This is a genomic window from uncultured Luteimonas sp. (genome assembly GCF_947492465.1).
In the GTDB taxonomy this organism is placed as follows: domain Bacteria; phylum Pseudomonadota; class Gammaproteobacteria; order Xanthomonadales; family Xanthomonadaceae; genus Luteimonas.
In genome coordinates, this window is the sequence record NZ_CANLNF010000001.1 from 169,574 (window position 1) to 194,798 (window position 25,225).

24 protein-coding genes are annotated in these 25,225 nt (G+C 71.9%); 17 read left to right on the forward strand and 7 right to left on the reverse strand.

The window, feature by feature from the left end; all coding sequences use genetic code 11:
• Positions 1-11: 11 nt before the first annotated feature.
• The 5 genes from Q0863_RS00735 to Q0863_RS00755 all read left to right on the forward strand — a co-directional run bounded on the left by Q0863_RS00735 (position 12) and on the right by Q0863_RS00755 (position 6,646).
• A complete protein-coding gene (locus tag Q0863_RS00735) occupies positions 12-794 on the forward strand; it encodes an SDR family oxidoreductase (protein WP_298573645.1) in 783 nt (260 codons plus the stop codon).
• A complete protein-coding gene (locus Q0863_RS00740) occupies positions 791-1,693 on the forward strand; it encodes an SDR family oxidoreductase (RefSeq protein WP_298573646.1) in 903 nt (300 codons plus the stop codon). The genes Q0863_RS00735 and Q0863_RS00740 overlap by 4 nt, the downstream gene beginning before the upstream one ends.
• Before the next feature lie 14 nt (positions 1,694-1,707).
• Complete coding sequence (locus tag Q0863_RS00745; protein WP_298573647.1) at positions 1,708-2,874, forward strand: acyl-CoA dehydrogenase family protein; 1,167 nt, start codon at positions 1,708-1,710, stop codon at positions 2,872-2,874.
• Positions 2,875-2,884: 10 nt separating this feature from the next.
• Positions 2,885-4,003 carry an acyl-CoA dehydrogenase gene (locus Q0863_RS00750; protein ID WP_298573648.1) on the forward strand — a complete coding sequence of 373 codons (1,119 nt, stop codon included), beginning with the start codon at positions 2,885-2,887 and terminating at the stop codon, positions 4,001-4,003.
• A 117-nt stretch (positions 4,004-4,120) separates the two neighbouring features.
• Complete coding sequence (locus Q0863_RS00755) at positions 4,121-6,646, forward strand: TonB-dependent receptor (RefSeq protein ID WP_298573649.1); 2,526 nt, start codon at positions 4,121-4,123, stop codon at positions 6,644-6,646.
• Positions 6,647-6,803: 157 nt separating this feature from the next.
• Here the strand turns inward: Q0863_RS00755 and Q0863_RS00760 are convergent, their stop codons facing one another.
• Positions 6,804-7,496 (reverse strand): DUF502 domain-containing protein, encoded by a 693-nt coding sequence (locus tag Q0863_RS00760; protein ID WP_298573650.1) that lies wholly within the window; start codon positions 7,494-7,496, stop codon positions 6,804-6,806.
• Positions 7,497-7,641: 145 nt separating this feature from the next.
• On the reverse strand, positions 7,642-9,672 hold the full coding sequence (locus Q0863_RS00765) for a bifunctional serine/threonine-protein kinase/formylglycine-generating enzyme family protein (RefSeq protein ID WP_298573651.1): 2,031 nt from the start codon (positions 9,670-9,672) through the stop codon (positions 7,642-7,644).
• Between the two features lie 99 nt (positions 9,673-9,771).
• Between Q0863_RS00765 and Q0863_RS00770 the strand changes: the two genes are divergently transcribed.
• The gene (locus Q0863_RS00770; protein ID WP_298573652.1) at positions 9,772-11,139 is read left to right on the forward strand and encodes a hypothetical protein; all 1,368 of its coding nucleotides are present in this window, start codon (positions 9,772-9,774) and stop codon (positions 11,137-11,139) included.
• On the opposite strand, the gene Q0863_RS00775 is transcribed toward Q0863_RS00770, so the two are convergent.
• Positions 11,112-11,561 carry a DUF4442 domain-containing protein gene (locus Q0863_RS00775; RefSeq protein WP_298573653.1) on the reverse strand — a complete coding sequence of 150 codons (450 nt, stop codon included), beginning with the start codon at positions 11,559-11,561 and terminating at the stop codon, positions 11,112-11,114. The genes Q0863_RS00770 and Q0863_RS00775 overlap by 28 nt on opposite strands.
• A 153-nt stretch (positions 11,562-11,714) precedes the next feature.
• Between Q0863_RS00775 and Q0863_RS00780 the strand changes: the two genes are divergently transcribed.
• Positions 11,715-12,587, forward strand: coding sequence for a DUF3667 domain-containing protein (locus Q0863_RS00780; RefSeq protein ID WP_298573654.1), 873 nt, complete (start codon positions 11,715-11,717; stop codon positions 12,585-12,587).
• Between the two features lie 8 nt (positions 12,588-12,595).
• On the opposite strand, the gene trxA is transcribed toward Q0863_RS00780, so the two are convergent.
• Entirely contained in the window at positions 12,596-13,465 is an 870-nt protein-coding gene (gene trxA / locus Q0863_RS00785) for a thioredoxin (RefSeq protein ID WP_298573655.1), read from the reverse strand.
• 99 nt (positions 13,466-13,564) lie between these two features.
• Between trxA and Q0863_RS00790 the strand changes: the two genes are divergently transcribed.
• From Q0863_RS00790 to Q0863_RS00810, 5 genes are all read left to right on the forward strand, one after another.
• Entirely contained in the window at positions 13,565-14,767 is a 1,203-nt protein-coding gene (locus tag Q0863_RS00790; RefSeq protein WP_298573656.1) for a crosslink repair DNA glycosylase YcaQ family protein, read from the forward strand.
• A 114-nt stretch (positions 14,768-14,881) separates the two neighbouring features.
• Positions 14,882-15,523 carry a hypothetical protein gene (locus tag Q0863_RS00795; protein WP_298573657.1) on the forward strand — a complete coding sequence of 214 codons (642 nt, stop codon included), beginning with the start codon at positions 14,882-14,884 and terminating at the stop codon, positions 15,521-15,523.
• Positions 15,511-16,152: a hypothetical protein gene (locus tag Q0863_RS00800; RefSeq protein WP_298573658.1), complete on the forward strand. Its 642-nt coding sequence runs from the start codon at positions 15,511-15,513 to the stop codon at positions 16,150-16,152. The genes Q0863_RS00795 and Q0863_RS00800 overlap by 13 nt, the downstream gene beginning before the upstream one ends.
• A gap of 11 nt (positions 16,153-16,163) precedes the next feature.
• On the forward strand, positions 16,164-16,364 hold the full coding sequence (locus Q0863_RS00805; RefSeq protein ID WP_345780507.1) for a helix-turn-helix transcriptional regulator: 201 nt from the start codon (positions 16,164-16,166) through the stop codon (positions 16,362-16,364).
• Positions 16,361-16,981 carry a DUF998 domain-containing protein gene (locus Q0863_RS00810; RefSeq protein ID WP_298573660.1) on the forward strand — a complete coding sequence of 207 codons (621 nt, stop codon included), beginning with the start codon at positions 16,361-16,363 and terminating at the stop codon, positions 16,979-16,981. The genes Q0863_RS00805 and Q0863_RS00810 overlap by 4 nt, the downstream gene beginning before the upstream one ends.
• On the opposite strand, the gene Q0863_RS00815 is transcribed toward Q0863_RS00810, so the two are convergent.
• Both Q0863_RS00815 and Q0863_RS00820 read right to left on the reverse strand, forming a co-directional pair.
• A complete protein-coding gene (locus tag Q0863_RS00815) occupies positions 16,929-17,180 on the reverse strand; it encodes a SemiSWEET transporter (RefSeq protein WP_298573661.1) in 252 nt (83 codons plus the stop codon). The two genes, Q0863_RS00810 and Q0863_RS00815, sit on opposite strands and share 53 nt — an antisense overlap.
• Positions 17,177-18,484 (reverse strand): amidohydrolase family protein, encoded by a 1,308-nt coding sequence (locus Q0863_RS00820; RefSeq protein WP_298573662.1) that lies wholly within the window; start codon positions 18,482-18,484, stop codon positions 17,177-17,179. The genes Q0863_RS00815 and Q0863_RS00820 overlap by 4 nt, the downstream gene beginning before the upstream one ends.
• A 165-nt stretch (positions 18,485-18,649) precedes the next feature.
• Between Q0863_RS00820 and leuS the strand changes: the two genes are divergently transcribed.
• From leuS to rsfS, 5 genes are all read left to right on the forward strand, one after another.
• On the forward strand, positions 18,650-21,403 hold the full coding sequence (gene leuS / locus Q0863_RS00825; RefSeq protein ID WP_298573663.1) for a leucine--tRNA ligase: 2,754 nt from the start codon (positions 18,650-18,652) through the stop codon (positions 21,401-21,403).
• A gap of 54 nt (positions 21,404-21,457) precedes the next feature.
• Positions 21,458-21,973: an LPS assembly lipoprotein LptE gene (gene lptE, locus Q0863_RS00830; protein WP_298573664.1), complete on the forward strand. Its 516-nt coding sequence runs from the start codon at positions 21,458-21,460 to the stop codon at positions 21,971-21,973.
• Positions 21,974-21,986: 13 nt separating this feature from the next.
• Positions 21,987-23,057: a DNA polymerase III subunit delta gene (gene holA, locus Q0863_RS00835; RefSeq protein ID WP_298573665.1), complete on the forward strand. Its 1,071-nt coding sequence runs from the start codon at positions 21,987-21,989 to the stop codon at positions 23,055-23,057.
• Between the two features lie 143 nt (positions 23,058-23,200).
• Positions 23,201-23,905: a nicotinate-nucleotide adenylyltransferase gene (gene nadD / locus Q0863_RS00840; RefSeq protein WP_298575808.1), complete on the forward strand. Its 705-nt coding sequence runs from the start codon at positions 23,201-23,203 to the stop codon at positions 23,903-23,905.
• 29 nt (positions 23,906-23,934) lie between these two features.
• A complete protein-coding gene (gene rsfS, locus Q0863_RS00845; RefSeq protein ID WP_298573666.1) occupies positions 23,935-24,354 on the forward strand; it encodes a ribosome silencing factor in 420 nt (139 codons plus the stop codon).
• Between the two features lie 158 nt (positions 24,355-24,512).
• On the opposite strand, the gene Q0863_RS00850 is transcribed toward rsfS, so the two are convergent.
• Positions 24,513-25,151, reverse strand: a complete 639-nt coding sequence (locus tag Q0863_RS00850) for an OmpW family outer membrane protein (protein ID WP_298573667.1) — start codon at positions 25,149-25,151, stop codon at positions 24,513-24,515.
• Between the last annotated feature and the right edge of the window lie 74 nt (positions 25,152-25,225).

A 25,225-nucleotide genomic window follows, 5' to 3' on the forward strand; every position in this document is an offset into this window, starting at 1 on the left:
TGGGAGTCTCCATGCACGGCAACCGCACCCTGTTCGACATCGACGGCCGCGTCGCCCTGGTCACCGGAGGCTCGCGCGGCCTCGGCCTGCAGATCGCCGAGGCGCTGGGCGACTACGGCGCCAGCGTCATGATCTCCGCGCGCAAGCAGCACGAGCTCGACGCGGCGCTGGGCCACCTGCGCGGCCGCGGCATCCGCGCCGAGGCCTTCGCCGCCGATGTCGGCCAGCCCGACCAGGTGGCGCGCCTGGCCGAGGGCACGCTGTCGGCATTCGGGCAGGTGGACATCCTGGTCAACAACGCCGGCGCCAGCTGGGGCGCCGATGCCGCCGACTATCCGCTCGAAGCCTGGGACAAGGTCTTCGACCTCAACGTGCGCGGGCTGTTCCTGCTGACCCAGCAGGTCGCGAAGCGCTCGATGCTGCCGCGCGGCGGCGGACGCATCATCAACATCGCGTCCATCGCCGGCCTGCGCGGCAACGCCGGCGGGGCGCTCAGGACCATCGCCTACAACGCGTCCAAGGGCGCGGTGGTCAACCTCACGCGCGCGCTGGCGGCCGAATGGGGCGGTCAGGGCATCACCGTCAACGCGATCGCGCCGGGCTTCTTTCCCTCGAAGATGAGCCAGGGCGTGATCGACGCGCTCGGCGAGGAGGCGCTGATGGGCAACGCGCCGCTGCGACGGCTGGGCGGCGACGGCGACCTCAAGGGCGCGGCGCTGCTGTTCGCTTCCGATGCCGGCGCGCACATCACCGGCCAGGTGCTGGCCGTCGATGGCGGGTACACCGCGGTATGAAGCCGCTCGGCGCGCTGCGCGGCAGGGTCGCGGTGATCACCGGCGCCGGCTCCGGCTTCGGCCGCGAGTTCGCGCGGATCGCCGCGCGCGAAGGCATGGCGGTGGTGCTGGCCGACGTGCAGGCCGACGCGCTGGCGGCCACCGTGGCCGGGCTCGAGTCCGACGGCGTGATCCTGATGCACCGCTGCCTGGACGTGGCCGATGGCGAGGCCATGCAGGGGCTGGCGCACGATGCCTGCGCGCGTTTCGGCGCGGTGCACCTGCTGTTCAACAACGCCGGCGTCGGCAGCACCGGCCTGCTCTGGGAAGCCAGCGTGCAGGACTGGGAGTGGGTGCTGGGCGTCAACCTGTGGGGCACGATCCATGGTGTGCGCGCCTTCGTGCCGCGCATGCTGGAAGCGGCCGCCGGCGATGCCGGCTACCGCGGCCACGTGGTCAACACCGCCTCGATGGCCGGCCTGGTCGACCCGCCGCTGACCGGCCCCTACAACGTCGCCAAGCACGCGGTGGTGTCGCTGTCCGAAACCCTGCACCAGGACCTGTCGCTGGTCGGCGACCGGGTCGGCTGCTCGGTGCTGTGCCCGTCCTGGGTCGGCACCGGCATCGCCCGTTCGGAACGCAACCGTGCCACGCCGGCGCCGGCCTCGCGCTCGGCGGCGGTCGGGCGCGCCCTGGTGGAGAAGGCGGTGGCATCGGCCCGGCTCACCGCGGCCGATGTCGCGGAGCTGACCTTCGCGGCCGTGGCCGAACGCCGCTTCTGGATCCTGCCGCATCCGCAGGCGCTCGATGGCGTGCGCGCGCGCAGCGACGCGCTGCTCGCCGGCGAGGCGCCGCCCGACCCCTACGCCGCGATGCCGCGGCTGCGCGAGCAGCTGGCCGAAGCGCTGCGCGCACCCTGACCCGAGGAGACCGGATGGACCTCAACTTCAGCCCCGACGAACTGGAATTCCGCGACCAGGTGCGCGCCTTCATCGCCGCGCACCTGCCCGGCGACATCCGCGACCGCGTGCGCCGCGGCGACGACAGCGACGTCGCCAGCGACGTCCGCCGCTGGCAGAAGATCCTGCACGCGCACGGCTGGGGCGCGGCGATGTGGCCGGTCGAATTCGGCGGCACCGGCTGGGACAAGACGCGCCAGTACCTGTTCGATATCGAATGCGCCGCCGCCGACGCGCCGATCCAGCTGCCGTTCGGCCTGAAGATGGTGGCGCCGGTGATCATGCGCTATGGCACGCCGGCGCAGCAGGCGCGCTTCCTGCCGCGCATCCTCGACGCGACCGACTGGTGGTGCCAGGGCTATTCCGAACCGGGATCGGGCTCCGACCTGGCCTCGCTCAAGACCCGTGCCGAGCGCGACGGCGACCATTACGTGGTCAACGGCCAGAAGGCCTGGAACACGCTGGGCCAGCACGCTGACTGGATCTTCTGCCTGGTGCGCACCGATCCGGCGGCCAAGCCGCAGCGCGGCATCAGCTTCCTGCTGATCGACATGCGCACGCCCGGCATCCGCCTGCAGCCGACCCGGCTGCTCGACGGCGGGCACGAGGTCAACGAGGTCTTCTTCGACAACGTACGCGTACCGGTGGAGCACCTGGTGGGCGAGGAGAACGGCGGCTGGACCTGCGCCAAGTTCCTGCTCGGCCATGAGCGCACCAACATTGCCGGCATCGGCGCCAGCCGCCGCGAACTGGCGCGGCTGCGGCGCATGGCCGCGCAGGCACAGCGCGAGGGCGCGCCGCTGGCCGACGATCCGGTGTTCGCCTCGCGCATCGCGCAGGTGGCGCTGGAGTTGCGCGCGCTGGAGGTGACCAACCTGCGGGTGATCTTCGCCGAAGGCCGGCAGCAGGCGCCGGGACCGGAAGCCTCGATGCTCAAGATCCGCGGCACCGAGATCCTGCAGCGCATCAGCGAACTGCAGGTCGAGGCGCTGGGCGCCCGCGCGCTGGTCACCGCTGGCGACGGCGGCGAGGACGTGCCGCGCGCGGTGGCACAGTACATGAACCTGCGCAAGCTGAGCATCTACGGCGGATCCAACGAGATCCAGCGCAACATCATCGCGCAGATGATCCTGCAACTCTGAGGGGACCCCCATGGACTTTTCCTTCACCGAAGAGCAGCAGATGCTGCGCGACTCGATCCGGCGCTACCTCGAGTCCGGCTATGGCCTCGAGCATCGCGCCGCGATCCTTGCCGGCGACGAAGGCTGGTCGCCGCGCACCTGGTCGGACCTGGCCGAACTCGGCCTGCTCGCCCTGGACATCGACGAGGCCGATGGCGGCATCGGCGCCGGACCGGTCGGCACGATGCTGGTGTCCGAAGCGGTGGGCGCGGGATTGCTGCTCGAACCCTTCCACGCCAGCGCGGTGCTGGCCACGCGCCTGGTCTCGCTGCTGGCGCAGGGCGAACGGCGCGTGCAGCTGCTCGAGGCGCTCGCCTCGGGAGCGGCCATCGCCGTGCTCGCGCACGAGGAGTCCGCGGGCTGGGCGCAACCGCTGGCGACCACGGCGGTGCGCGAAGGCGACGGCTGGCGCCTGCGCGGCAGCAAGACCTGCGTCGCGCATGCGCCGATCGCACGCTGGCTGCTGGTGAGCGCACGCACCGGACCGGACACGGGCGTGTTCCTGGTCGACCGCGAGGCGGCGGGCGTGGCGCTGCAGCCGCTGCGCACCGTCGACGGCATGCTCGCGGCCGACATCGACCTCGATCTGTGCGTACCCGGCGATGCGCGCCTGGACGACGGCGACGCCGCCGCGGCGCTGGACGAAGCGCTCGACCGCGCCATCACCGCGCTGTGCGCCGACGCGGTCGGCGTGCTCGACCGCATCCTCGCCGCGACCGTGCAGTACACCCGCGACCGGGTCCAGTTCGGCACGCCGATCGGCCGGTTCCAGGCGCTGCAGCACCGCATGGCCGACATGTACATGCAGGTCGAGCAGGCGCGTTCGATGAGCTTGCTCGCCACCTCGGCCTGCCTGCAGCACGACCCGCATGCGCGCCGCGAGGCCGTGTCCGGCGCCAAGGCGCTGGTCGGCCAGGCCGCGCGCCGGGTCGGGCAGGAGGCGGTGCAGCTGCATGGCGGCATGGGCATGACCGACGAACTCGACGTCAGCCACTGCTTCCGTCGGCTGCTGGCCTTCGAGCTGCGCATGGGCGGTACCGATGAACACCTGCGGCAGTACCGGCGCCACGCGCCGGCGCACGCCGCTTGAGGGAGGGGAGGGAGTCGATCGCGGGACGCGGCACACACCGGAGCCCCGGCACGACGCCAGCAGTGCGTCGGCCTTCGGGACGGGTTCCACATCCAGTCTGCTTGGGAGGGTAGATCCATGAATCGTGACAACACGCATCGCAACATGCTGGCTTGGTCGGTCGCCGCCGCGCTGGCCAGCCTCCCCACCGCCGCCTCCGCGCAGGAGGCGCCGGCCTCGGGCGAACGCCAGGCCACCACCCTCGACGCGCTGATCGTCACCGCGCAGAAGCGCGAGGAAGCGCTGCAGGACGTGCCGATCACCATGAGCGTGCTGCCCGAGCAGCTGCTGCAGGACAGCGGTGCGCGCGACATCAAGGAGATGCAGTCGCTGGTGTCGGGCTTGAGCGTGTCCAGCACCTCCTCCGAAAGCCAGACCACGGTGCGCATCCGCGGCGTCGGCACGGTCGGCGACAACCCGGGCCTGGAGTCGTCGGTCGGGGTGGTGATCGACGGCGTCTACCGCCCGCGCAACGGCGTGGGCTTCGGCGACCTCGGTCCGGTCGAACGCATCGAGGTGCTCAAGGGACCGCAAGGCACGGTGTTCGGCAAGAACACCTCGGCCGGCCTGATCAACATCACCACCCGCAGTCCCGGCTTCAGCCAGACCGCCGAAGCCGAGGTGACGGTGGGCAACTACGGCGCGATCGGCGTGGCTGCCGGCTACAACGACGCCCTGAGCGACACGGTCGCCTTCAGCCTGCACGGGGTCAAGCGCGTGCGCGATGGCTTCATGGACGTGGAAACCGGGGCCGGCCCGCGCAGCAGCCATGAGGACGCCGACCAGAACTTCCATTCGCTGCGCGGCCAGCTGTTGTTCGAGCCGGGCGAGCACCTGCGCATCCGCTTGATCGCCGACTACGCCAACCGCGAGGAGGAATGCTGCGCCGCGGTCACCACCACGCGCGGCCCCACCGCGGCCATCGTCAACAGCCTGGTCGGCGGCAACGCGGTGATCCCCGTACCCGATCCGGAGCGGCGCCTGGCCTACGGCAACGACAGCACCCGGCAGTCGATCGAGGACCGCGGCGTGTCCGCGCAGGTGGACTGGGACACGCCCTGGCTCGGCGGCGCCACGCTCACCTCCATCACCGCGCTGCGCGACTGGCACAACATCGGCGGCCAGGACCTGGACTTCACCACGGCGCCGGTCTGGACCCGCTTCTACGGCGAGGGCGAGAACGACGTCGGCTTCGAGACCTTCAGCCAGGAATTGCGCCTGACCGGCTCGGGCGAGCGCCTGGACTGGATGGTCGGCGCATTCCATTCCAACGAGGAGCTGGTGCGCAACGACAGCATCACCATGGGCGCGGCCTATGAGCCGTATCTGTCGATCGCACTGCTCAGCAACATCGCCGCGTCGTTCCCGGCCGGGCTGGTCGATACCTCGAACCCGTTCCTGTTCCTGTCGCAGGCCGCGGGCCGGCCCTACGGCACCACGTTCACCGGACCGGGCAGCCACGACCACTTCGAGCAGAAGGCGCGCAGCAACGCGCTGTTCACCAACAACGTCTGGCACGCGACCGACGCGCTCGACATCACCTTCGGCGCGCGCTACACCGCCGAGCGCAAGCAGCTGCGGTCGGTGCTCTCCAATCCCAATGGCGGCATCGGCTGCCTCAACGGCCTGACCAATCCGGCCCAGGTGGGCGGGGCGCTGGGCGCGCGTGGCGTGCCGGGGGCGTACATCCCCGCTCTGGTGCCCACGGTGATCGGCTACATGTGCCTGCCCTGGAGCAACGTGCAGCACCACGGCCGCGACACCTGGCAGGAGCGCGACGAGAAGGAATGGTCGGGCGCGCTGCGCGCTTCGTACCGCTGGAACGAGCGCTTCATGACCTACGCCTCGGCCGCGCGCGGCTACAAGGCCGGCGGCTTCAACCTCGACCGGGTGCAGTCGGCCAACGGCCTGTCCTCGGGCGCGGCCGGCATCACCCCGGTCGATGACACCTCGTTCCCGGGCGAGTTCGTGGACAGCTACGAGATCGGCGCCAAGTCGACCCTGGCCGGCGGCAACCTGCTGCTCAACGCCGCGCTGTTCCACCAGACCTTCACCGACTTCCAGCTCAACAGCTTCATCGGCACCAGCTACGTGGTGCGCTCGATCCCGGAACTGAGCAGCCGGGGCGTCGACCTGGACGTGATGTGGCAGACGCCGGTGGACGGCCTGTCGCTGCAGGGCGGCGCGACCTGGCTGGACGCGGAGTTTGGCGACGACGCGCTGCCCGACGCCGACCTGCGACTGCTGCCGGGTGCGACGCCCGGCTTCATGCCGCGCTGGCAGGCGAATGCCTCGCTGACCTACGAGTGGGACTTCTCCGACCGGCTGATGGGCCGCGCCTACCTCGGCGCGCGCCATACCGCCGACCACAACACCGGCTCCGACCTCGACCCGCAGAAGTTCCAGGAGGCCTACACCCTGGTCGATGCGCGGCTGGTGCTGGGCGCGCGCAACCGGCGCTGGGCGGTGGAGCTGTGGGGACGCAACCTCACCGACGAGACCTACAGCCAGGTCGGCTTCGATGCGCCGATCCAGACCGGCTCCTGGAACGCCTTCCTCGGCGCGCCGCGGACCTATGGAGTGACGTTCCGCTTCATGTACTGAGGTGCCCGCGATGCAGTCGGCCGCCCGGGTGCGGCCGTACTGCGGTCGTGCGGTCTTCGCCGGAGACCGGCGCGGCGGGCAGGCGGGACGGCGCGCGGGCCGTCGGCGCAGGGGAACGACGCATGCGCGCCGCGGCGTTCGCTGCCCGGGGGTCGCGTCAGGCCCCGGCGTCGCCGGTGCGCGGCGCCTGCGCCGGTGGCGCGAACGGGATCGTGTCCGGCGCCACCGCGCCGCCGCTGATGATGAAGCTCATCGCCTGGTCCACGGTCCAGTCGGTGGGCGTGATCTTCTCCACCGGCACGATTTCCAGGTAGCCGGAGGTGGGATTGGGCGTGGTCGGCACGTACACCGCGGCAAGTTCGCGGCCGGTGCCGTGCTCGCGGATCACCCGGGTGACGAAGCCGACCGACTTCATCTGGTCGTGCGGGAAGTCGATCAGCACTACCCGCTGGGTGCCGTCGGGCTTGGTCTGCAGGATGTCGAGCAGCTTGCGCGCGCTGGAGTAGATGATGTTGGCCAGCGGAATGCGCTGCACCAGCGCCTCCAGCCAGGACAGCAGGCGCTGGCCGACCACGCGCCGCGCCAGCCAGCCCACCATGAGGATCAGCAGCAGGGTCGCGGCCATGGCCATGGTGGCCAGCACCGAGCCGGCGTTGATCCAGCCCAGCGTGTCCGGGAACCAGGCCGCGACCTGCGCGGCGACCGGGCCGACCCAGGGCCTGCTGATGTCAGACAGCAGGACGAACACGAACTTGACCACCACCCAGGTCAGCCAGATCGGCAGCAGGGTCAGCAGGCCGGTGAGGAACAGGCGCTGCAGGCGCTGCGCGGGCGTGGGGGTCGATGACATGCGCGGATTCTACCGGTCCGCTCCGCGCGCGGCGGCGCGTGGTGGCGCGACACTGTGTGCGACTGCGGCGCCTGGAACCTGCGCCCGCCGCATCCGCGATGCGCTGCCGTCGCTGCGCCCGGGACGCCGGTGGCGGCGCCCCGTCCTACAGCTCGCGCACCAGCCGGAAACCGACGTCGTCGTAGCCGCGGTCGGGCACCAGCGTGCGCGCGCTGCTGTCGGTGCGCCAGCTGGGGCCGGTGGCGGCGCGGCGTGCGCAGGTGTCGCCGCAGTCCGCGCGCCATTCCGACACCGGGCGGTCGCCCGTCGCGGCAGCCAGGCGGGCGCCTTCGGCCGCCGTCGCCAGGCGGTAGCGATGGCCGTCGCGCCGCCCGCGCCACTGCGCATAGGCTTCGGCGTCGATCCAGGAGACGCAGACCACCGGGTCGCGGTCGCCCTGCTCGAAGCCCGGGGTCTGCCAGTTGCGCGGATCCAGCACGCGCAGCAGCGAAATGCGTTCGCGGCACAGCGCCGGCTCGCGCCCGTTGACCTCGGCGAAGCGCGCGTACTCGGCGCGGCTGACCGGGCGGGCAAACGCGGCGACCGGACGCTCGCCGCCCTCGAGCACCACCATGCCGTCGAGATTGCCCGCGGTGCGTCCGCCCAGGTCGGGCACGCGCGCGGCCTGGGCCTGCAGGCGCCGCCCCGCCGCCGCCGGCAGGTCGGCGGGCCCGGCCAGTGCGGCCGTGCGCGTGGCGCGGGCGCGATCGACCTTGCGTGCGGCCGCGTCGATGCGCGCGGCCAGCGCCTTGTCGACGCGGTCCTGCCAGCGCCGCTGCGCGTCGGCCGGCAGCGCGGAGGTCTCGCTGCGCACGCGTCCGGCCGCCTGCAGCAATGCTTCGGTGTCCTGGTCGCGATCCCGGGCGATGGCCTCGGCGACCGCGGCCCCCAGCCCATCCATCAGCGCCGCCGCGGTTTCGCCCAGCTGCGGATGCGCCGGGTCCGCCTGCCACGCCGCGAGCACGTGGTCCGTGGCGCTGTCGCCGGCGGGCCGGGTCAGTCGCCCCGCCGCGATCTGTTCGCGTGCGCGTTCGACTCCGAGGTCCGCCTGCGACAGCGGGGCGGCCTGGTGCATGGTGACCGCGTCGACCGGTGCGGGCGCGTGGAACCCGGTCGAAGGCGCGCGCGCCATCGCCGGCTGCGCGTTGTCGTCGACGGCTGGCGCGACGGGTTCCGCGAAATGCAGGCCCAGTCCCAGCGCGGCGGCGCACAGCAGGGCCAGGCCCACCCAGGCCAGCGCCGGCAGCCGCTGCAGGGCACCGCGACCGCGCACCACCGCCGCGCCCAACCAGGCGCCGCGCGCATGCGCCGACAGCGGCACCTGCTCGAGCGCGGCCAGCATCTGCGCCGCATCGTGGAAGCGCCGGCGCGGCGACTTGGCCAGCGCCCGTTCCATGAAGCGCTGCCAGTGGCGCAGCGCAGGCGGCAGCTTCGGCACCGGCTTCTGCGCGTGCTGGATCGCCATCGCCAGCGCGTCGTCGGCCTTGTAGGGCAGTTCGCCGGCCAGCATTTCCCAGGCCAGCACGCCGACGCTGTAGAGGTCGGCGCGATGGTCCACCTGTTCGCCGCGCGCCTGCTCCGGTGCCATGTAGGCGGTGCTGCCCACGGCCAGGCCGGTCATGGTCACGCGGGTGCCGTGGCCGCGGCGCAGGGCGATGCCGAAATCGGCCAGCAGCGGCCGGTCGGCTTCGTCGAACAGCACGTTCTCGGTCTTGACGTCGCGATGCACGACGCCGCGCGCATGGGCATAGGCCAGCGCCGACAGCAGCGCGCGCAGGATCTCGCGGACCTGCTGCGGATTGCCGGTGAGGTCGCGCTGGCCGACATGGCCGCGCGGCAGGTAGGGCATCGAATACCAGGGCAGGCCGTCGGCGGTGCGGCCCACTTCGTGGATGCCGACGATGTGCGGATGCTCCAGCCGCGCGATCGTGCGCGCCTCGTTCTCGAAGCGGCGCCGGCTCACCTCATCGGCCAGCGCCTCCGGGCGCATCAGCTTGATCGCGACCTCGCGCCCCAGCGACACCTGCGTGCCGAGGTACACGGTCGACATCCCGCCTTCGCCGATCACGCGCGTCAGACGGTAGCCGGCGATGTCCGGCAGTGGCGCCTGCGCTCCGATGTGTTCCCCTGCGACCATGCCATCCCCTGTATTGGGGGGAAAGCATATACAAGGCGCGCCGCGACAGCAGTGAACCAGCGCCGGGAAACCGCTACGATCCGGACAAGGGGAGGTGACATGCGCAGGATGCTGAAATGGCTGGGCACGGCGGTGGTGGCTGTCGCCGCGATCGTGGTGCTGTCGTGGCTGGCGGGCAGGGCGAGCGGACCCGGCCGCATGCAGCGCGAAGCGCTCGCGTTGATGCAAGCCCCCTGGGCCGCGCCGGGCAGCAACGCGTTCGATGCGCTGTGGCTGCTGCCTTATCCGGTCGACGATGCCGACATGGCCGGCATCGTCGAACGCGATGCCGCGCGACTGCGCGCCGCGCCGCCGCCGGGCGGCGATGGCTGGACCGGGGCTTCCGCCTTCCGCAGCGAAGCGGCCACGCACCATCCGGTGCAGCTGCCGGACAGCGACGACCGGGCACGCCTGTGCACCGCCTACGGGGAGGACTGTCTGATCCGGGTGCGTGCCGACCTGCCGGCATACCAGGCGCTGCTCGAACGCCACGCCGGGCTGTTCCAGCGCGTCGCGGCGCTGGAGCGCCACGGGCATGTGGCCAACCGCTTCCCCGCGCGCATGGACATGCCGTTTCCGCCGCTCGATCTCGCGCGCGCCGGCACGACCCATGCCGCGGTCCTGTTCGCGCAGGGCGACCTCGACGCGGGGCTTGCCGTCGCCTGTCGCGATCTCGCCACCTGGCGGCGCCTGGCCGCCAACAGCGACATGCTGGTGGTGGCGATGATGGGCGTCTCCGCCAGCGACGCGGGCGGCAGGCTGATCGCCGGGATGTTGAGCGAACTCCCTGCCGACCACGCCGTGCCCGGCGCCTGCCGGGCCGCCTTGCGTCCGCCGCAGCCGGAGGAGCTGACGCTGTGCCAGGCCATGCGGGGCGAGTTCGCCTACGCGACGGGTGCCCGCGCCTCGCTCGCGCAGCGGCCGCATCCGCTGCTCTACAACGAAGCGAAGAGCCGGGGCATGGCGGCCCTGCGGCTCGCGGACGCCTGCATGCCGCAGGCCCGTGACCGCATCGCCGCGGACCAGCCATTCCCGGCGCCACCGGCGCCCCGACCGACGCCCTTGGCCTGCGTCGACAATCTCGTCGGCTGCATCCTGGACTCCATCGCCGCGCCCGCGTACGCGCAGTACTCGACCCGTGCGCTGGACCATGGCGCGCGGCTGCGGCTGCTCGCGGCGCTGCTGTGGCTGCGCGACACGGCCAGCGACCGGCGTCCGCTGGCGGCGCGGCTGGCGGAGCTGCCGCAGCCGCTGCGCAGTCCAGCGCGCCCGCTGCAGCCGGGCAGCGATGGCGCGAGCCTGCGGGTCCGCCAGTACGACGCGCCGGCCGCGGACGATGACTGGTTCGAACTGCCCCTGCCCGGCGCTCGCGCGGGCGTGCCGGAAGACGGGCCTGAGGATCAGCGGTCGCGCTTGCGCCGCACGTAGACCTGCTTGCGCACGCGGGCGACCACGTCGCCCTGGCCGTCGAGGATGTCGGTCTGGAACCAGTGCAGGTAGCGTCCGCCTTCCGCGGTGGCCGCGCGCATCGTGTCCAGCACGGCGTCGTCGAGCCGGAAGTCCGCCACCACCGTGCCCTTGCCCGGCTTGAGGAAATCGATGCTGCCGGCCTGGTCCCAGACGATGTAGTCGCGGCCCAGCGACTGCAGGGTCATGATCATCCAGAACGGATCGGTCATCGAGAACAGGTTGCCGCCGTAGTGCGTGCGCACGTAGTTGCGGTTCCACGCGCGCATGCGCAGCTCGACCTGCGCGTGGCGCCAGTCGCGCGAGATGCCGGTGACGTGGATCCCCGATGCGGCGAACGGCGGCCACAGGTTGAAGATCCAGCGCAGCAGGGTGGGGCTCATCGTCGTTTCCGGCGGGCCAGACACGGGGGCGGGAGCCTACCATGCGGGGCGGTATGGTGGTTCCCCCGCTGGCGCCGCCGTGGTCGAATGCCGCGTCCGCAACGGAGCCCTGCCTTGCCCGCCAGCGATGCCTGCCGCAACTGCGGCGCCCCCGTGACCGACGCCTATTGCGGCGCCTGTGGCCAGAAGCGTTTCGACGAGTCGGACCGGCGCCTGGGCCACCTTGCCGCGCAGTGCTTCGAGCTGCTCACCGACCTCGACGGACGCCTGTGGGGTTCGTTGCGCGCGCTGGTGCTGCGCCCCGGCGTGCTCGACCGCGACTACATGTCCGGCCGCAGGCGCCGGTGGCTGCCGCCGCTCACCCTGTACCTGCTCGCCAACCTGGTCTATTTCGTGGCGCCGCTGCGCGCCGACTTCGACCTCTCGTTCGCCAGCCAGGTGCCCGGGGCGATGGCCGTGGCCGCCATGGGCGACGAGGCGCCGGCGGGGCTGGAACGGTTCCCCGGACAGCTCCACGGGGTCGTCACCGCCGGCCCGACGCGGGCGCTGGTCGCGCGCCGCGATGCGCGCGACCGCGCCGGTGGCGGCGACGGCTACACCCTGGCCGAGCTGCGCCGCGACTACGACGCGATCGCCGCTGACGTGAGCAAGGCGCTGCTGATCCTGCACGTGCCGTTCGTGGCGCTGCTGCTGATGGCGGCGATGGCCGGGCGCGGGCGCTACTACGCCGAGCACGTCGTGGTGACCCTTCACTTCTTCGCGCTGCTGCTGCCGGCCACGCTGGTCTTCGGCCAGGCCGTGCGCTGGATGCTGCGGCACGCCTGGCCCGCGCCGCTCGTGACCGCCCTGTCGACGGGGCTGCTGGTCGCGCTGGCCGCCTGGACGTGGCGCCAGGTCGCGCGCGGCTACGGCGTCGGGTGGCTGCGCGCCGCCGCCGGCGCGCTGGCCCTCATCGCGGGCACGCTCCTGGTCAACGTGACGGTCTACCGCGCGCTGCAGTACGTCGCCACGCTGCTGCTCAGCTGAGCCGAGGCCTAGACCAGCAGCAGCGAGGCCATGCGCCGGCGGTAGCGGCCTACCAGTTCGGCGTCGTCGAGGATGCGGAAGGCGTCGATCAGGGCGCGACGCGGCAGGCCGTCGTCGAAGCCGCGGTCGCGCTGCAGCATTTCCAGGAACTGCTGCAGCCCGGCTTCGGGATCGCCGCCGACGATCCTGTGCACGCCCAGCAGGTGGCGGGCGCGCAGGTCGCCGGGGTCGGCGGCGATCGCCGCTTCCAGCGCCGCGACCGGCGGCGCCTCGGCTAGCAGGGCGGCAAAGCCCAGGCGCGCGCGCGCCCTGACCGCTCGGTCGTCGGTGGAGAGGTTGGCCGGCAGCGCGTCGAGCAGCCGTTCGGCCTCGGCCGCCGCGCCGGTCTGCAGCAGCGCCAGGGCGAGGTCGAGCCTGAGTTCGTCCTGGCCCGGTTCGGCGGCCACGGCCTCGCGCAGGCGCGCGACCTCGGCGTGCGGATCCAGCGGCGCGGCCTCGGCCGGCGCTTCCTCGACAGGCTCGCCCGGCTCGATGCCGTGGTGCTGCAGGAACTGGCGCACCTGGCCCTCGGCCAGCGCGCCCTGGAAGCCGTCGAGGATCTGCCCGTCCTTGACCAGGAACACGGTCGGGATCGAACGGATCTGGAAGGCGCCGGCGATCTGCGGCTCCTTCTCGGTATCGACCTTGGCCAGCAGGAAAGCGCCGTGGTATTCGCCGGCGAGCTTCTCGAGGATCGGCCCGAGGGTCTTGCACGGGCCGCACCATTCGGCCCAGAAATCGACCAGGACCGGCACCTCCAGCGACTTCTGCAGCACTTCGGTTTCGAAGCCTGCGGTGGTGGCGTCGAAGACGTGGGGCGTGCTGATTTCGGCGGACATGGACGGGCGGCTCCTGGGCAACGAATCCCACACATTGTGGCAGAGCGGAGGAAAACAACCGCGGCACAATGTCGCCAGCGTTTCCGCCCCGGAGTGATCGTGAGTCTTGCACTGGACCGTGCGCAGGCACGCCGCATCGCGCTGGCCGCGCAGGGCTTCGCCGACCGGCGCCACGCCACGCCGACGCTGCGCACCTTCTCGCGCACGCTCGCGCGCACCGGGGTGCTGCAGATCGATTCGGTCAACGTGCTGCAGCGGGCGCACTACATGCCGCTGTACAGCCGCATGGGCGCCTACGACACCGCGCTGCTGCAACGCGCCGCGGAGCAGGCGCCGCGCAGGATCGTGGAGTACTGGGCGCACGTGGCCGCCTTCATGCCGGTCGAGCTGTGGCCGGTCATGCAGCACCGCATGCGCGGCTACCGCGAACGCGGCCACGCGTGGAGCGCGACGCGCCCCGATCCGAAGCTGATCGCCTCGCTGCTCGACGAGGTGCGCGAGCGCGGTCCGTCGACCGCGCGCGACCTCGACGACGGCCTGCCGCGCATGAAGACCCACTGGGGCTGGAACTGGTCGGCGACCAAGCAGGCGCTGGAGTACCTGTTCGCCAGTGGCGAGCTGGCCGTGGCCGGGCGCAACGGCGCGTTCGAGCGCCTGTACGACCTGCCGGAGCGCGTGCTGCCGGCGGCGGTGCTGGCGCAGCCGGTGCCGGACGATGCCGTGGCGCACGTCGAACTGGTGCGGCGCGCGGCGATCTCGCACGGCGTCGCCACCGAGGCCTGCCTGCGCGACTACTACCGCATGCACCACGGCCAGAGCCGGCCCGCGCTGGCGGCGCTGGTCGAGGCGGGCGAACTGCTGCCGGTGCGCGTCGAAGGCTGGGCGCGTCCGGCCTTCCTGCACCGGGATGCGCGCGTGCCCCGGCGCATCGACGCGCGTGCCCTGCTCAGCCCCTTCGATCCGGTGGTCTGGGAGCGCGAGCGCACCGAACGCCTGTTCGACTTCCGCTACCGCATCGAGATCTACGTGCCCGAACACCTGCGCAGCCACGGCTATTACGTGCTGCCGTTCCTGCTCGGTGACCGCATCGTCGCCCGCGTGGACCTGAAGGCGGAACGTCGCGCCGGCATGCTCGTGGTGCGCAGCGCGCACGTCGAGCCGCAGGCGCCGGAGGCGACCGCCGCCGAGCTGGCGGAGGAACTGCTGCAGCTGGCCGGCTGGCTGGGGCTGCCGCGACTGCAGGTCGAGCGCCGCGGCGGGCTCGCCCGCGCGCTGCGTGCGGAGATCAGGGCGAGAACCTGAGGCACTCGATTGCTGGCGACCGCACGGCCGCGCCGACACACATGTAAAAAATACTTGACATCGAATCTGGATAGGTAAAGTATTCTTTACATCGAGTCCGCTGGAGATGACATCGTGACGATACGACCCTGGCAGGTGGCGGGACTGGCGACCATCGCGCTTCCCGCGCTGTGGCTGCTGCTCGCGGGGCCCGAGCGCGTGCTCGGCGTGGATGGCGGCAATGCCGGCATGGTCCTGCTGATCACGGCGGCCTGGACCAGCCTGCTGGCCCTGTCGCGGCTGCCGCGCGGCGAGGGCGAGCGCGCGATCGCGCCGGCCGAATGGAAGGCTTGGATCGGGACGGCCTTCATGCTGGTGGCGATGGTCTTCGTCGCCACGCGCGCAGAGCTGTTCCTGGGGCCGTCGGCCGACCGGCATTCGGCGCAGGGCGCCGTCCGCAGCCTGGTGATGCTGCTGGTGGCCTGGGCCGTGCTGTCGCAGGTGGTGGCGGCGCGCTGGAAGGGCGCGGTGGACGAGGACGAACGCGACCGCGACATCGCCTTGCGCGCGGCGAGCCACGGGCGCAATGCGCTGGTGGTGGCCGGGATCGCGCTGGCGGTGTCGCTGGGCTTCCCGTCCCCGGACCGGATGGCCTGGGCGACGCCTTTCGGCATCGCCAGCCTCCTGGTGTTCGGGCTGATGCTGGGCTGGCTGGTCGAGTACGCGGCGACGGCGCTGATGTACCTGGCCGGCAGGAGGTCGTCATGGGGCGGGTGATCGGAAAAGGCGTGGCCTCCGCCGGACTCGTGCTGGCCATGCTGGGGCTGGTGGCTGCGCTCGGCCTTGCCTTGTGCGTACTGGGCCTGCGCGAGGGCGCCGCCCATCTGGTCTTCGGCGGCGTCATGCTGGTCGTGCTCGCGGGGGCTGGACTGCTGCAGCAGCTGGCCGAGCGTCCGGGACGGGATGGCGAGACCCCGTCGCTATCGGAGAAGGCCAGCTGGCAGCAGCTCGCCGTGGGCATGACCGCGATTCTGGTGTTGGGGGGCGTATCGCTGGGGTCGATGCAGGGCTTGCTGTCGTCCTGGCTGTTCTTCGCCGCCTACGTGGTACTCGTGGCGTGCTATCCGTTGCTTCGCAGGAGATTCATCGACGCCAACAGGCGTCACCGCGACATCGACGGAGACGAGCGCGACCGCGCCCTCCGTGCGCAGGGCGACCAGGTCGCCAGACGCGTGCTGGAGCTCTCCTTGTTGGCGATCGCGGTGGCCTGGGCGGTGATGCCGGGACTTTTCACCCTGTCCGTGGAGCCCGTGCGGCTGGCCTCGCTGCTGCTGCTGCCGATCCTGCTGGCAAGCGTGGTGGGCGAGGCACGCGTGGCCTGGCTGTACTGGCGCGACCGCCAGTGAGCGGGACGCCCATCGCCAACCATATCCGCCGCCTGCGCTTCGAGCATGGCGAGATGACCCAGCAGGCGCTGGCCGACGCCTGCCGGGTCACGCGGCAGACCATCCTGGCGCTGGAGGCGGGGCGCTACGCGCCCTCGCTGGAACTGGCGTTCCGCATCGCGCGCGCATTCGGCGTGGGGGTGGAGGACGTGTTCCGCTGGGAGGGCGCATGAGGGCGCGCGACCGCTGGCTCGCCGTGGCCGCCGGCCTGCTCGCCGCCTGCGCCTTCGTCGCGCTGGCCGCGGCCCTGCCCGGCTACTCGCACCTGGTCCACCCGGTCGCGCTGCCCGGCGCCGCCGGCATGCCGCACGCGCTGGCCTTCAACCTGCTGGTGTTCGTGCTGCCCGGCCTGCTGCTGGCCGTCTGCGCTTGGCGGCTGCGCGCGCGGCTGCCGGAGCGTGCCGGCATGGCGGCGCGACTGGGCGCGGCGATGCTGCTGCTGTCCACGCTGGCCTATGCGGCGCAGGGGCTGCTGCCGCTGGACATCGCGCATCCCGACGACGGCGCCAGCCGCTGGCACGCCGTGGCCTGGACGCTGTGGTGGATCGCCTTCCTGGCGGGTGCGACGCTGCTGTCGGCCAGGTTGCGCGGGCTGCGCCTCGCGGCCATGGCGGCATGGCTGCTGGTGCTGGGCGCGGGCGTGCTGCTGCCGGGCCTGCTCGGTGCGGGCCCGAGCCAGCGGCTGGCGTTCGCCGCCTGGTTCGCGTGGATGGGGTGGCTGGACTCGCGAGCGGCGCTCAGCCGTGCCGCAGCTTCAGGCCCAGGATCACCGCCGCCAGCACGAAGGTGACCGCGTTGGCCAGGATCATCGGCCACGATCCCAGCACCAGGCCATAGCCGAACCAGCACACGATGCCGAGGGTGAACACCACGTACATCCCCAGCGAGATGCCGCTGGTATCGCGGCTGCGGATCGTCTTGGCCGCCTGCGGAACGAACGACAGCGTGGTGAGCGTGGCGGCGATGTAGCCCAGCCATTCCAGGTTCATTCGGCCCCCGGGCCGTGGTGCACGCGGCCGTCCTTCATCACGAAGTCCACCCCCATGACCGCATTGATGTCGGCTACCGGATCGCCGGGCAGGGCGATGATGTCGGCGCGCTTGCCCGCCTCGATCACGCCCTGGTCGTCGACGCCCAGCATCTGCGCCGCATGCAGCGTCGCCGACTGCAGCGCATACGCCGCCGGGATCCCGGCCTCGACCATGTAGATGAACTCGCGCGCGTTGTCGCCGTGCGGACCGACGCCCTGGTCGGTGCCGAAGCCGATCTGCACCCCGGCGCGGTATGCGCGCGCGGCCGTGTCCTGGATCAGTGCGCCGATGCGCGCGGCCTTGGGCCGCACGATCTCGGGGAAGTAGCCCGGCTCCTTCGCCTTGTCGGCGACGAAGCGCCCGGCGTAGATGGTGGGCACGTACCAGGTGCCGTGCTGCTTCATCAGCCGCATCACCTCGTCGCTCATGTGGGTGCCGTGTTCGATGCTGGTCACGCCGGCCTGCACCGCGCGCTTCATGCCTTCCTCGCCGTGCGCGTGCGCGGCGACGGTGTAGCCGTAGTCCCTGGCGGTCTCGACCACCGCGCGGATCTCGTCGAGCGTGAACTGCGGCGCGTCGCCGGACCTGGCATAGCTCAGCACGCCGCCGGTGGCGGTGATCTTGATCACGTCGCTGCCGTCCTTGTAGCGCTGGCGCACGGCCTGGCGGGCGTCGTCGACGGAATTGATCACGCCTTCGGTCGGGCCCGGCGGGCCTAGCAGATGCGAGAGCATCGAGTTCCAGCCGTTGCTCGGGTCGGCGTGGCCGCCGGTGGTGGCGATGGACTTGCCGGCGGCGAAGATGCGCGGGCCGTCGACCAGGTCCTGGTTGATCGCATCGCGCAGGTGCGGCGACACCTCGCCACCGAGGTCGCGCACGCTGGTGAATCCGGCGCGCAGCGTCTTGCCGGCGTAGCCGACCGCGCGGAAGGCGTAGTCGACCGGGTCCAGGCGGAAGCCTTCCGAATAGCTCTGCGGACTCGACTGGCTGCCCAGGTGCACGTGCAGGTCGGTCCAGCCGGGCAGGCAGGTGCGGCCGGCCAGGTCGATCGAGCCGGTCCCCTCGGGCAGCTTGGCCCGGCCGGGCAGCAGCGAACGGATGCGGCCGTCCTCGACCACGATGGTGTGCTCGCCCAGCACCTTGCCGGCGCGGGCGTCGAACAGGCGTTCGCAGTGCAGGGCGACGGCATCGGCCGCCATCGCGTGCGGCGACAGGCCCGCGGCCAGGACGAGGAAGGGGAGCAGTCGGGTCGTTTCGGCCATGGTCCGGCACGGTCGGCAAGGGTGGCGCGATTGAACCACAGTGCGGCCGGGCGCCACGGACCCGCCGACGGGGGACGGTCCGCCGCTGCGCGCCGCGCCGCGGCGAATGACGGGGCTGCCGCGCTGCGGTAGGCTTCCCGTCCCCGTTTTTCCAGCGCAGATGCCGTGTCCGTCGAGTCCGCCAGCCCAGAATCCGCCGCCTACCAGCCCGCCCCGGTCGAGGCCGCCGCGCAGCGCTTCTGGGAGGACACGCGCGCCTTCGAGGTGACCGAACAGCCCGGCAAGCCGAAGTTCTTCTGCCTGTCGATGCTGCCGTACCCGTCCGGCGCGCTGCACATGGGCCACGTGCGCAACTACACCATCGGCGACGTGATCAGCCGCTACCAGCGCATGACCGGCAGGAACGTGCTGCAGCCGATGGGCTGGGATGCGTTCGGCCTGCCGGCGGAGAACGCGGCGATCAAGAATGCGACCGCGCCGGCGAAGTGGACCTACGCCAACATCGACCACATGCGCGCCCAGCTCAAGTCGCTGGGCTACGCGATCGACTGGTCGCGCGAGTTCGCCACCTGCTCGCCCGACTACTACGTGCACGAGCAGCGCATGTTCGTGCGCCTGATGAAGCAGGGCCTGGCCTACCGGCGCAACTCGGTGGTGAACTGGGATCCGGTCGACCAGACCGTGCTGGCCAACGAGCAGGTGATCGACGGCCGCGGCTGGCGCTCCGGCGCGCTGGTCGAGAAGCGCGAGATCCCGCAGTGGTTCCTGCGCATCACCGACTACGCCCAGGAGCTGCTGGACGGGCTGGACACGCTCGATGGCTGGCCGGAGTCGGTCAAGACCATGCAGCGCAACTGGATCGGCCGCAGCGAGGGCCTGGAGATCCGCTTCCGGGTCGATGGCGAGGACGAGCCGCTCACCGTCTACACCACGCGGCCGGATACGCTGATGGGGGCGACCTTCATCTCCATCGCCGGCGAACATCCGCTCGCGCTCAAGGCGGCCGCCTCGAATCCGGAGCTGGCCGCGTTCCTGGCCGAGCTCAAGCGCGGCGGCGTGTCCGAGGCCGACATCGAGGCCCAGGACAAGCGCGGCATGGCCACCGGGCAGTGGGCGATCCACCCGCTCACCGGCGAGGACGTGCCGATCTACGTCGCCAATTTCGTGCTGATGGGCTACGGCACCGGTGCGGTCATGGCGGTGCCGGCGCATGACCAGCGCGACTGGGAATTCGCCAAGGCCTACGGCCTGCCGGTGCGGCCGGTGATCGTGCCGCAGGGCGTGCGCGACGCGCTGGCCGAGGTCATCGGCGACGTGGCCCACGACGCCGACCCGTTCCAGGCCGCGCTGGCCGGCGGATCGGTGGATGCCTACGACACCGCGGCCGCGGTCGCGGTGGTGCGCGACTACCTGGACGGGATCGAGCAGCGCGGTGCGTACACCGAGCGCGGCTTCCTGATCAACTCCGGCGAGTACAACGGCCTGGACTACGCCGGCGCCTTCGAGGCGCTGGCGCAGCGCTTCGAGGCCGAGGGCTCGGGTCGGCGCAAGGTCAACTTCCGCCTGCGCGACTGGGGCGTGAGCCGCCAGCGCTACTGGGGCTGTCCGATCCCGGTGATCTACTGCGAGGGCTGCGGCGCGGTGCCGGTGCCCGAGGACCAGCTGCCGGTGGTGCTGCCCGAGGACGTGGCCGACGCCTTCTCCAACGCAGGCGTGGTGCACTCGCCGATCAAGTCCGATCCGCAGTGGCGCAGGACCACCTGCCCGGACTGCGGCAAGCCGGCCGAGCGCGAGACCGACACCTTCGACACCTTCATGGAGTCGAGCTGGTACTACGCGCGCTACACCTCGCCCGGCGCGGTCGACATGGTCGACGGGCGCGCGAAGTACTGGACCCCGGTGGACCAGTACATCGGCGGCATCGAGCACGCGATCCTGCACCTGCTGTACTTCCGCTTCTTCCACAAGCTGCTGCGCGACCAGGGCCTGGTCGACAGCGACGAGCCGGCCGCGCGCCTGCTCACCCAGGGCATGGTGATCGCCGAGACCTACTACCGCGAGCACGTCAACGGCGCGAAGGAATGGTTCAACCCGGCCGACGTGGACGTGGAGCGCGACGACAAGGGTCGCATCACCGGCGCCACGCTCAAGGCCGACGGCCATCCGGTGCTGATCGGCGGCGTCGAGAAGATGTCCAAGTCGAAGAACAACGGCGTCGACCCGCAGGCGATGATCGCCCGCTACGGCGCCGACACCGTCCGCCTGTTCTCGATGTTCGCCTCGCCGCCGGAACTGTCGCTGGAGTGGAACGAGGCCGGGGTGGAAGGCATGGCGCGTTTCCTGCGCCGGCTGTGGACCCAGGTGCAGCGCCACGTCGAGGCGTGCGCGGCTCCGCCCCTTGACGCGGCCGCGCTGACCGCGCCGCAGAAGACCCTGCGCCGCCAGCTGCACGAGACCATCCAGAAGGTCGGCGATGACTACGGCCGCCGCCACAGCTTCAATACCGCCATCGCCGCGGTGATGGAGCTGCTCAACGCGGTGGCGAAGTTCGACGACGCCAGCGGCAACGGCCGCGCCCTGCGCCAGGAGTGCCTGGAGGCGATGGTGCTGCTGCTCAACCCGATCACCCCGCACGCCAGCCATGCGCTGTGGCAGGCGCTGGGCCATGCCGAAGCGCTGCTGGAGGACGTGCCGTTCCCGCGGGCCGACCCGGCGGCCCTGGTGCGCGACGCCGTGACGCTGGCGGTGCAGGTCAACGGCAAGCTGCGCGGCACCATCGAGATCGCCGTGGACGCAGCGCGCGAGGCCATCGAGGCCGCGGCCCTGGCCGATCCCAACGTGCAGGCCTTCCTGTCGGGCCTGCAGGTGCGCAAGGTCATCGTGGTGCCGGGCAAGATCGTCAACGTGGTGGCGGGCTGAATGCGCGGCACCGGCCTGCTTGCCCGCGTCGCCGCCCTCCGCCAGACTTCGCCGATGATCCGGACCTGCCTGCTTGCCGCGCTGCTCGCCCTTGGCCTGACGGGCTGCGGCTTCCACCTGCGCGAAGCGCTGCAACTGCCCGAGGACCTGGGCCAGGTGCGGGTGACCGCGCGCGATCCCTACAGCGCGCTGGCGCTGTCGCTGGAACGCTCGCTCGGCCATGCCGGCGTGCAGGTGGCCGGGAAGGAGACCCCCGGCCGGCTCGCGGTGCTGGCGATCCGGTCCGAACGCTGGGCCTCGCTGCCGCTGAGCATCGACCAGTTCGGCCGTGCCCAGGAATACACGCTGCGCTACGCCGTGGTGTTCGCCCTGATCGATGCCAATGGCGACGAGATCGTGCCGCAGCAGGCGGTGGAGCTGTCGCGCGACTACATTTCCGTGCCCACCGACCAGACCGGTACCGACACCGAGGCCGAGCTGCTGGGGCGCGAGCTGCAGCGCGAAATGAACGCCGCCATCCTGCGCCGCATCGACGCGGCGACGCGCGAGCGCCGCCAGGCCACGCAGTGAACCGCGCCGCGGCATGGAGCTGAAGCCCGAGCGGCTGGCCGCGCAGCTGGGTGCCGAGCCGCTGCGTCCGGCCTACCTGGTGGCGGGCGCCGAAACCCTGCTGGTGCTGGAAGCGGCCGATGCGATCCGCGCCCGCGCCCGCGACTGCGGTTATGGCGAGCGCGAGGTGTTCGACGCCGACGGCCGCGATTTCGACTGGAACACGCTGGACGCCAGCTTCCGCGCGCCCAGCCTGTTCTCCGCGCAGCGGCTGATCGAACTGCGCCTGCCGACCGGCCGCCCGGGCAAGGAAGGGGCCGAAGTCATCGCCGGCTACTGTGCCGCCGCCGCCCAGGCCACCAGGGACGGGGCGGGACCGCCGGAGATCGTGCTGCTGGTCACCGCGCGCGAATGGAGCCGCCAGCACGGCGGACGCTGGAGCGAGGCCATCGCCGGCGTCGGCCACGTGGTGCAGGCGCCGGCGGTACGGCCGCACGAGCTCGAGGGCTGGCTGGAATCGCGGATGCGCCAACGCGGCGTGCGCGCCGAACGGGCCGCGGTGCAGCGCCTGGCCGAACGCGTGCAGGGCAACCTGCTGGCCGCCGCGCAGGAAGTCGACAAACTCGCGTTGCTGGCCGGCGAGGGCACGCTCGACGCGGCTCGCATGGAGTCGCTGGTGGCCGATGCCGCCCGCTTCGACGTGTTCCGCCTGGTCGATGCCGCGCTGGGCGGCCAGGCCGCGCAGGCCGCGCGCATGCTGGCAGGTCTGCGCGCCGAGGGCGAGGCGGTGCCGGCACTGATGGGCATGGTGGTGATGGAGCTCAACCGGGTCGCGGCGCTGGCGCGGGTGCAGGCGCGCGGCGGCAACCTGGCTTCGGAATTCAAGGCGCAGCGCGTCTGGGACTCCAAGCAGGCGGTGTACAAGCGGGCGCTTGCCCGGCACCCGGCCGCGCGCTGGGAGCGTTTCGTGGTGATGGCCGGCGCGGTGGACCGCATCGCCAAGGGTCGCGTGCGGTTGGGCGAAGAGCCCGCCGACGCCTGGCTGGCGCTGGAGCGCCTGCTGGTCGCGGTGGCCGAGCCCAAGGCGGTGGCGCTGGCCGGCTGACCGGACAGGCCGATCGCTGGTCCCGAACGCCGGGATCGCCATGTCCCCACAGGGGTCTTGACCGCTTCTTGCGCGGATCCGGGCTAGGCTCGGGATCGCCGCCCCGCATGGACGCCGACACGATGCCAGCCACCCGCCACCCAATGCCGCAAGGCGCCGATCACACCGGTGCGGACCGCGAAGCGCTGCTGGTGCTGTACGGCGGCACCTTCGATCCGGTGCACCATGGCCATCTGGCAACGGCCTGCGCGGCGCGCGACATGCTGGGCGGGCCGGTGCACTTCATGCCCGCCGCCGATCCTCCCCACCGCGCGCCGCCGGGCGCCGACGCCTCGCGGCGCGCCGCGATGCTGGCGCTCGCGATCGCCGACGAGCCGGAGTTCCACATCGACCTGCGCGAACTGCGCCGCGAGGGCCCCAGCTACAGCGTCGACACCCTGCGCGCGCTGCGCGGGGAACTGGGCGCGTCCGTGCCGGTGGCGCTGCTGGTGGGCGCCGACAGCCTGCTGGCCCTGCCGGAGTGGCACGACTGGCGGGCGCTGTTCGGGCTGGCGCATTTCGTGGTCGCCGAACGCCCCGGCAGCGGCCTGGACCGCAGCCTGCCGCCCGAGCTGGCCGAGGCCACCGCCGGACGCTGGAGCGACGATCCCGAAGCGCTGCGCGCCGAGCCCGCCGGCCGCCTGCTGCGCCTGCGCCAGTCCCTGCATCCGGCTTCGGCCAGCCAGGTGCGGGCGGCCATCGCCGCCGGCGGCTCCTGGCAGGAACTGGTACCGCCGGGCGTCGCCGACTACATCGTGCGCCACCAGCTGTACGGCGTGCACGGGGTCCAGACGCCGTCCCCGGTATAATCGCGCGGCAACCTCCAGAGCCAGCGCCCTTGTCCAGTTCCGCCCACGTCATCAAGACCCGTCTCCCGAACCCGCCGCCGGCCGCCGAGGTGCTGCTTCGCACCATCCACGCCGCGGTCGACACGCTCAAGGCCAAGGACGTCATCGAAATCGACGTGCGCGGCAGGACCAGTGTCTGCGACTACATGGTCATCGCATCGGGCACCTCGACCCGCCACGTCAAGTCGATCGCCGACGAAGTGGTGCGCCAGGCCAAGCAGCTCGACTGCCAGCCGCTCGGCGTGGAAGGCGAGCGCGAGGCCGAATGGGTGCTGGTCGACCTTGGCGACGTGGTGGTGCATGTGATGCTGCCGCGGGTGCGCGAGTTCTATGCGCTCGAGCGCCTGTGGACCGTCGGCGACCAGCCGCCGGGCGAACTGCCGGACGTCGCCGGCGAAGACCCGCGCTGATCGGCGCGGCGGCGCTCGCGCCGCGGTGCGGGCAGGCCACCTCGCGCGGATCCATCAAGGCGGATGCTTGAATCGTCGATCCGCAAAACGCGAACGCCCGGCAGCCGGACCGGCCCGCCGGGCGTCCGGGCCGGCGCCTTGCGGCGCCGCCCCGCGACTCAGAACTTCATGACCCAGGCCATGCCGTAGACCATCGGATCGATGTTGGCGGTGCCGACACCGACGCCGTTCACCGTCACGTCGCTGTCGATATCGGCCCAGCGGGCGTCGACGCGGATCGCGCTGCGCTCGCCGATGGCGAAATCCACGCCCACGTGCGCGGCCAGGCCCCAGGAATCGTCCAGCTTGAGTTCGGTCCCGGCCAGGGCGCCGGTGGTCTCCTCGCTGAAGAAGGTGGTGTAGTTCAGGCCCACGCCCACGAACGGGGTGGCCTTGCTGGCGTTGGCGAAGTGGTACTGCAGCGAGACCACCGGCGGCAGGTGCTTGGTGCTGCCGACCTTGCCCACGCCGCGCACCTCGATGTCGTGCTGGAAGGGCAGGGCGGCCAGCACCTCGATGCCGAGGTTGTCGGCGATGAAGTACTCGGCGGTGATGGTGGGACGCACGCTGTTGCCGACTTCGGTGGGCGGCAGCGGGCCCAGGCCCAGGGCGGTGGCGTTGAGGCTGCCGTTGTCGGACTTCGGGTCGACGTTGTGGGCGCCGACGCCGAGGGTCCAGTCGCCCTTGGACTGGGCGGCGGCAGGCATGGCGACGGCCGCGGCCAGGGCCGCGAGCAGCAGGGTGGAGGTGCGCTTCATGGGGAACTCCGTGTGGGGTGGGCGCCAGTGTGTCCGTGCGCGCGCCGCGCCACCTTGATCCGGATCATTGCAGA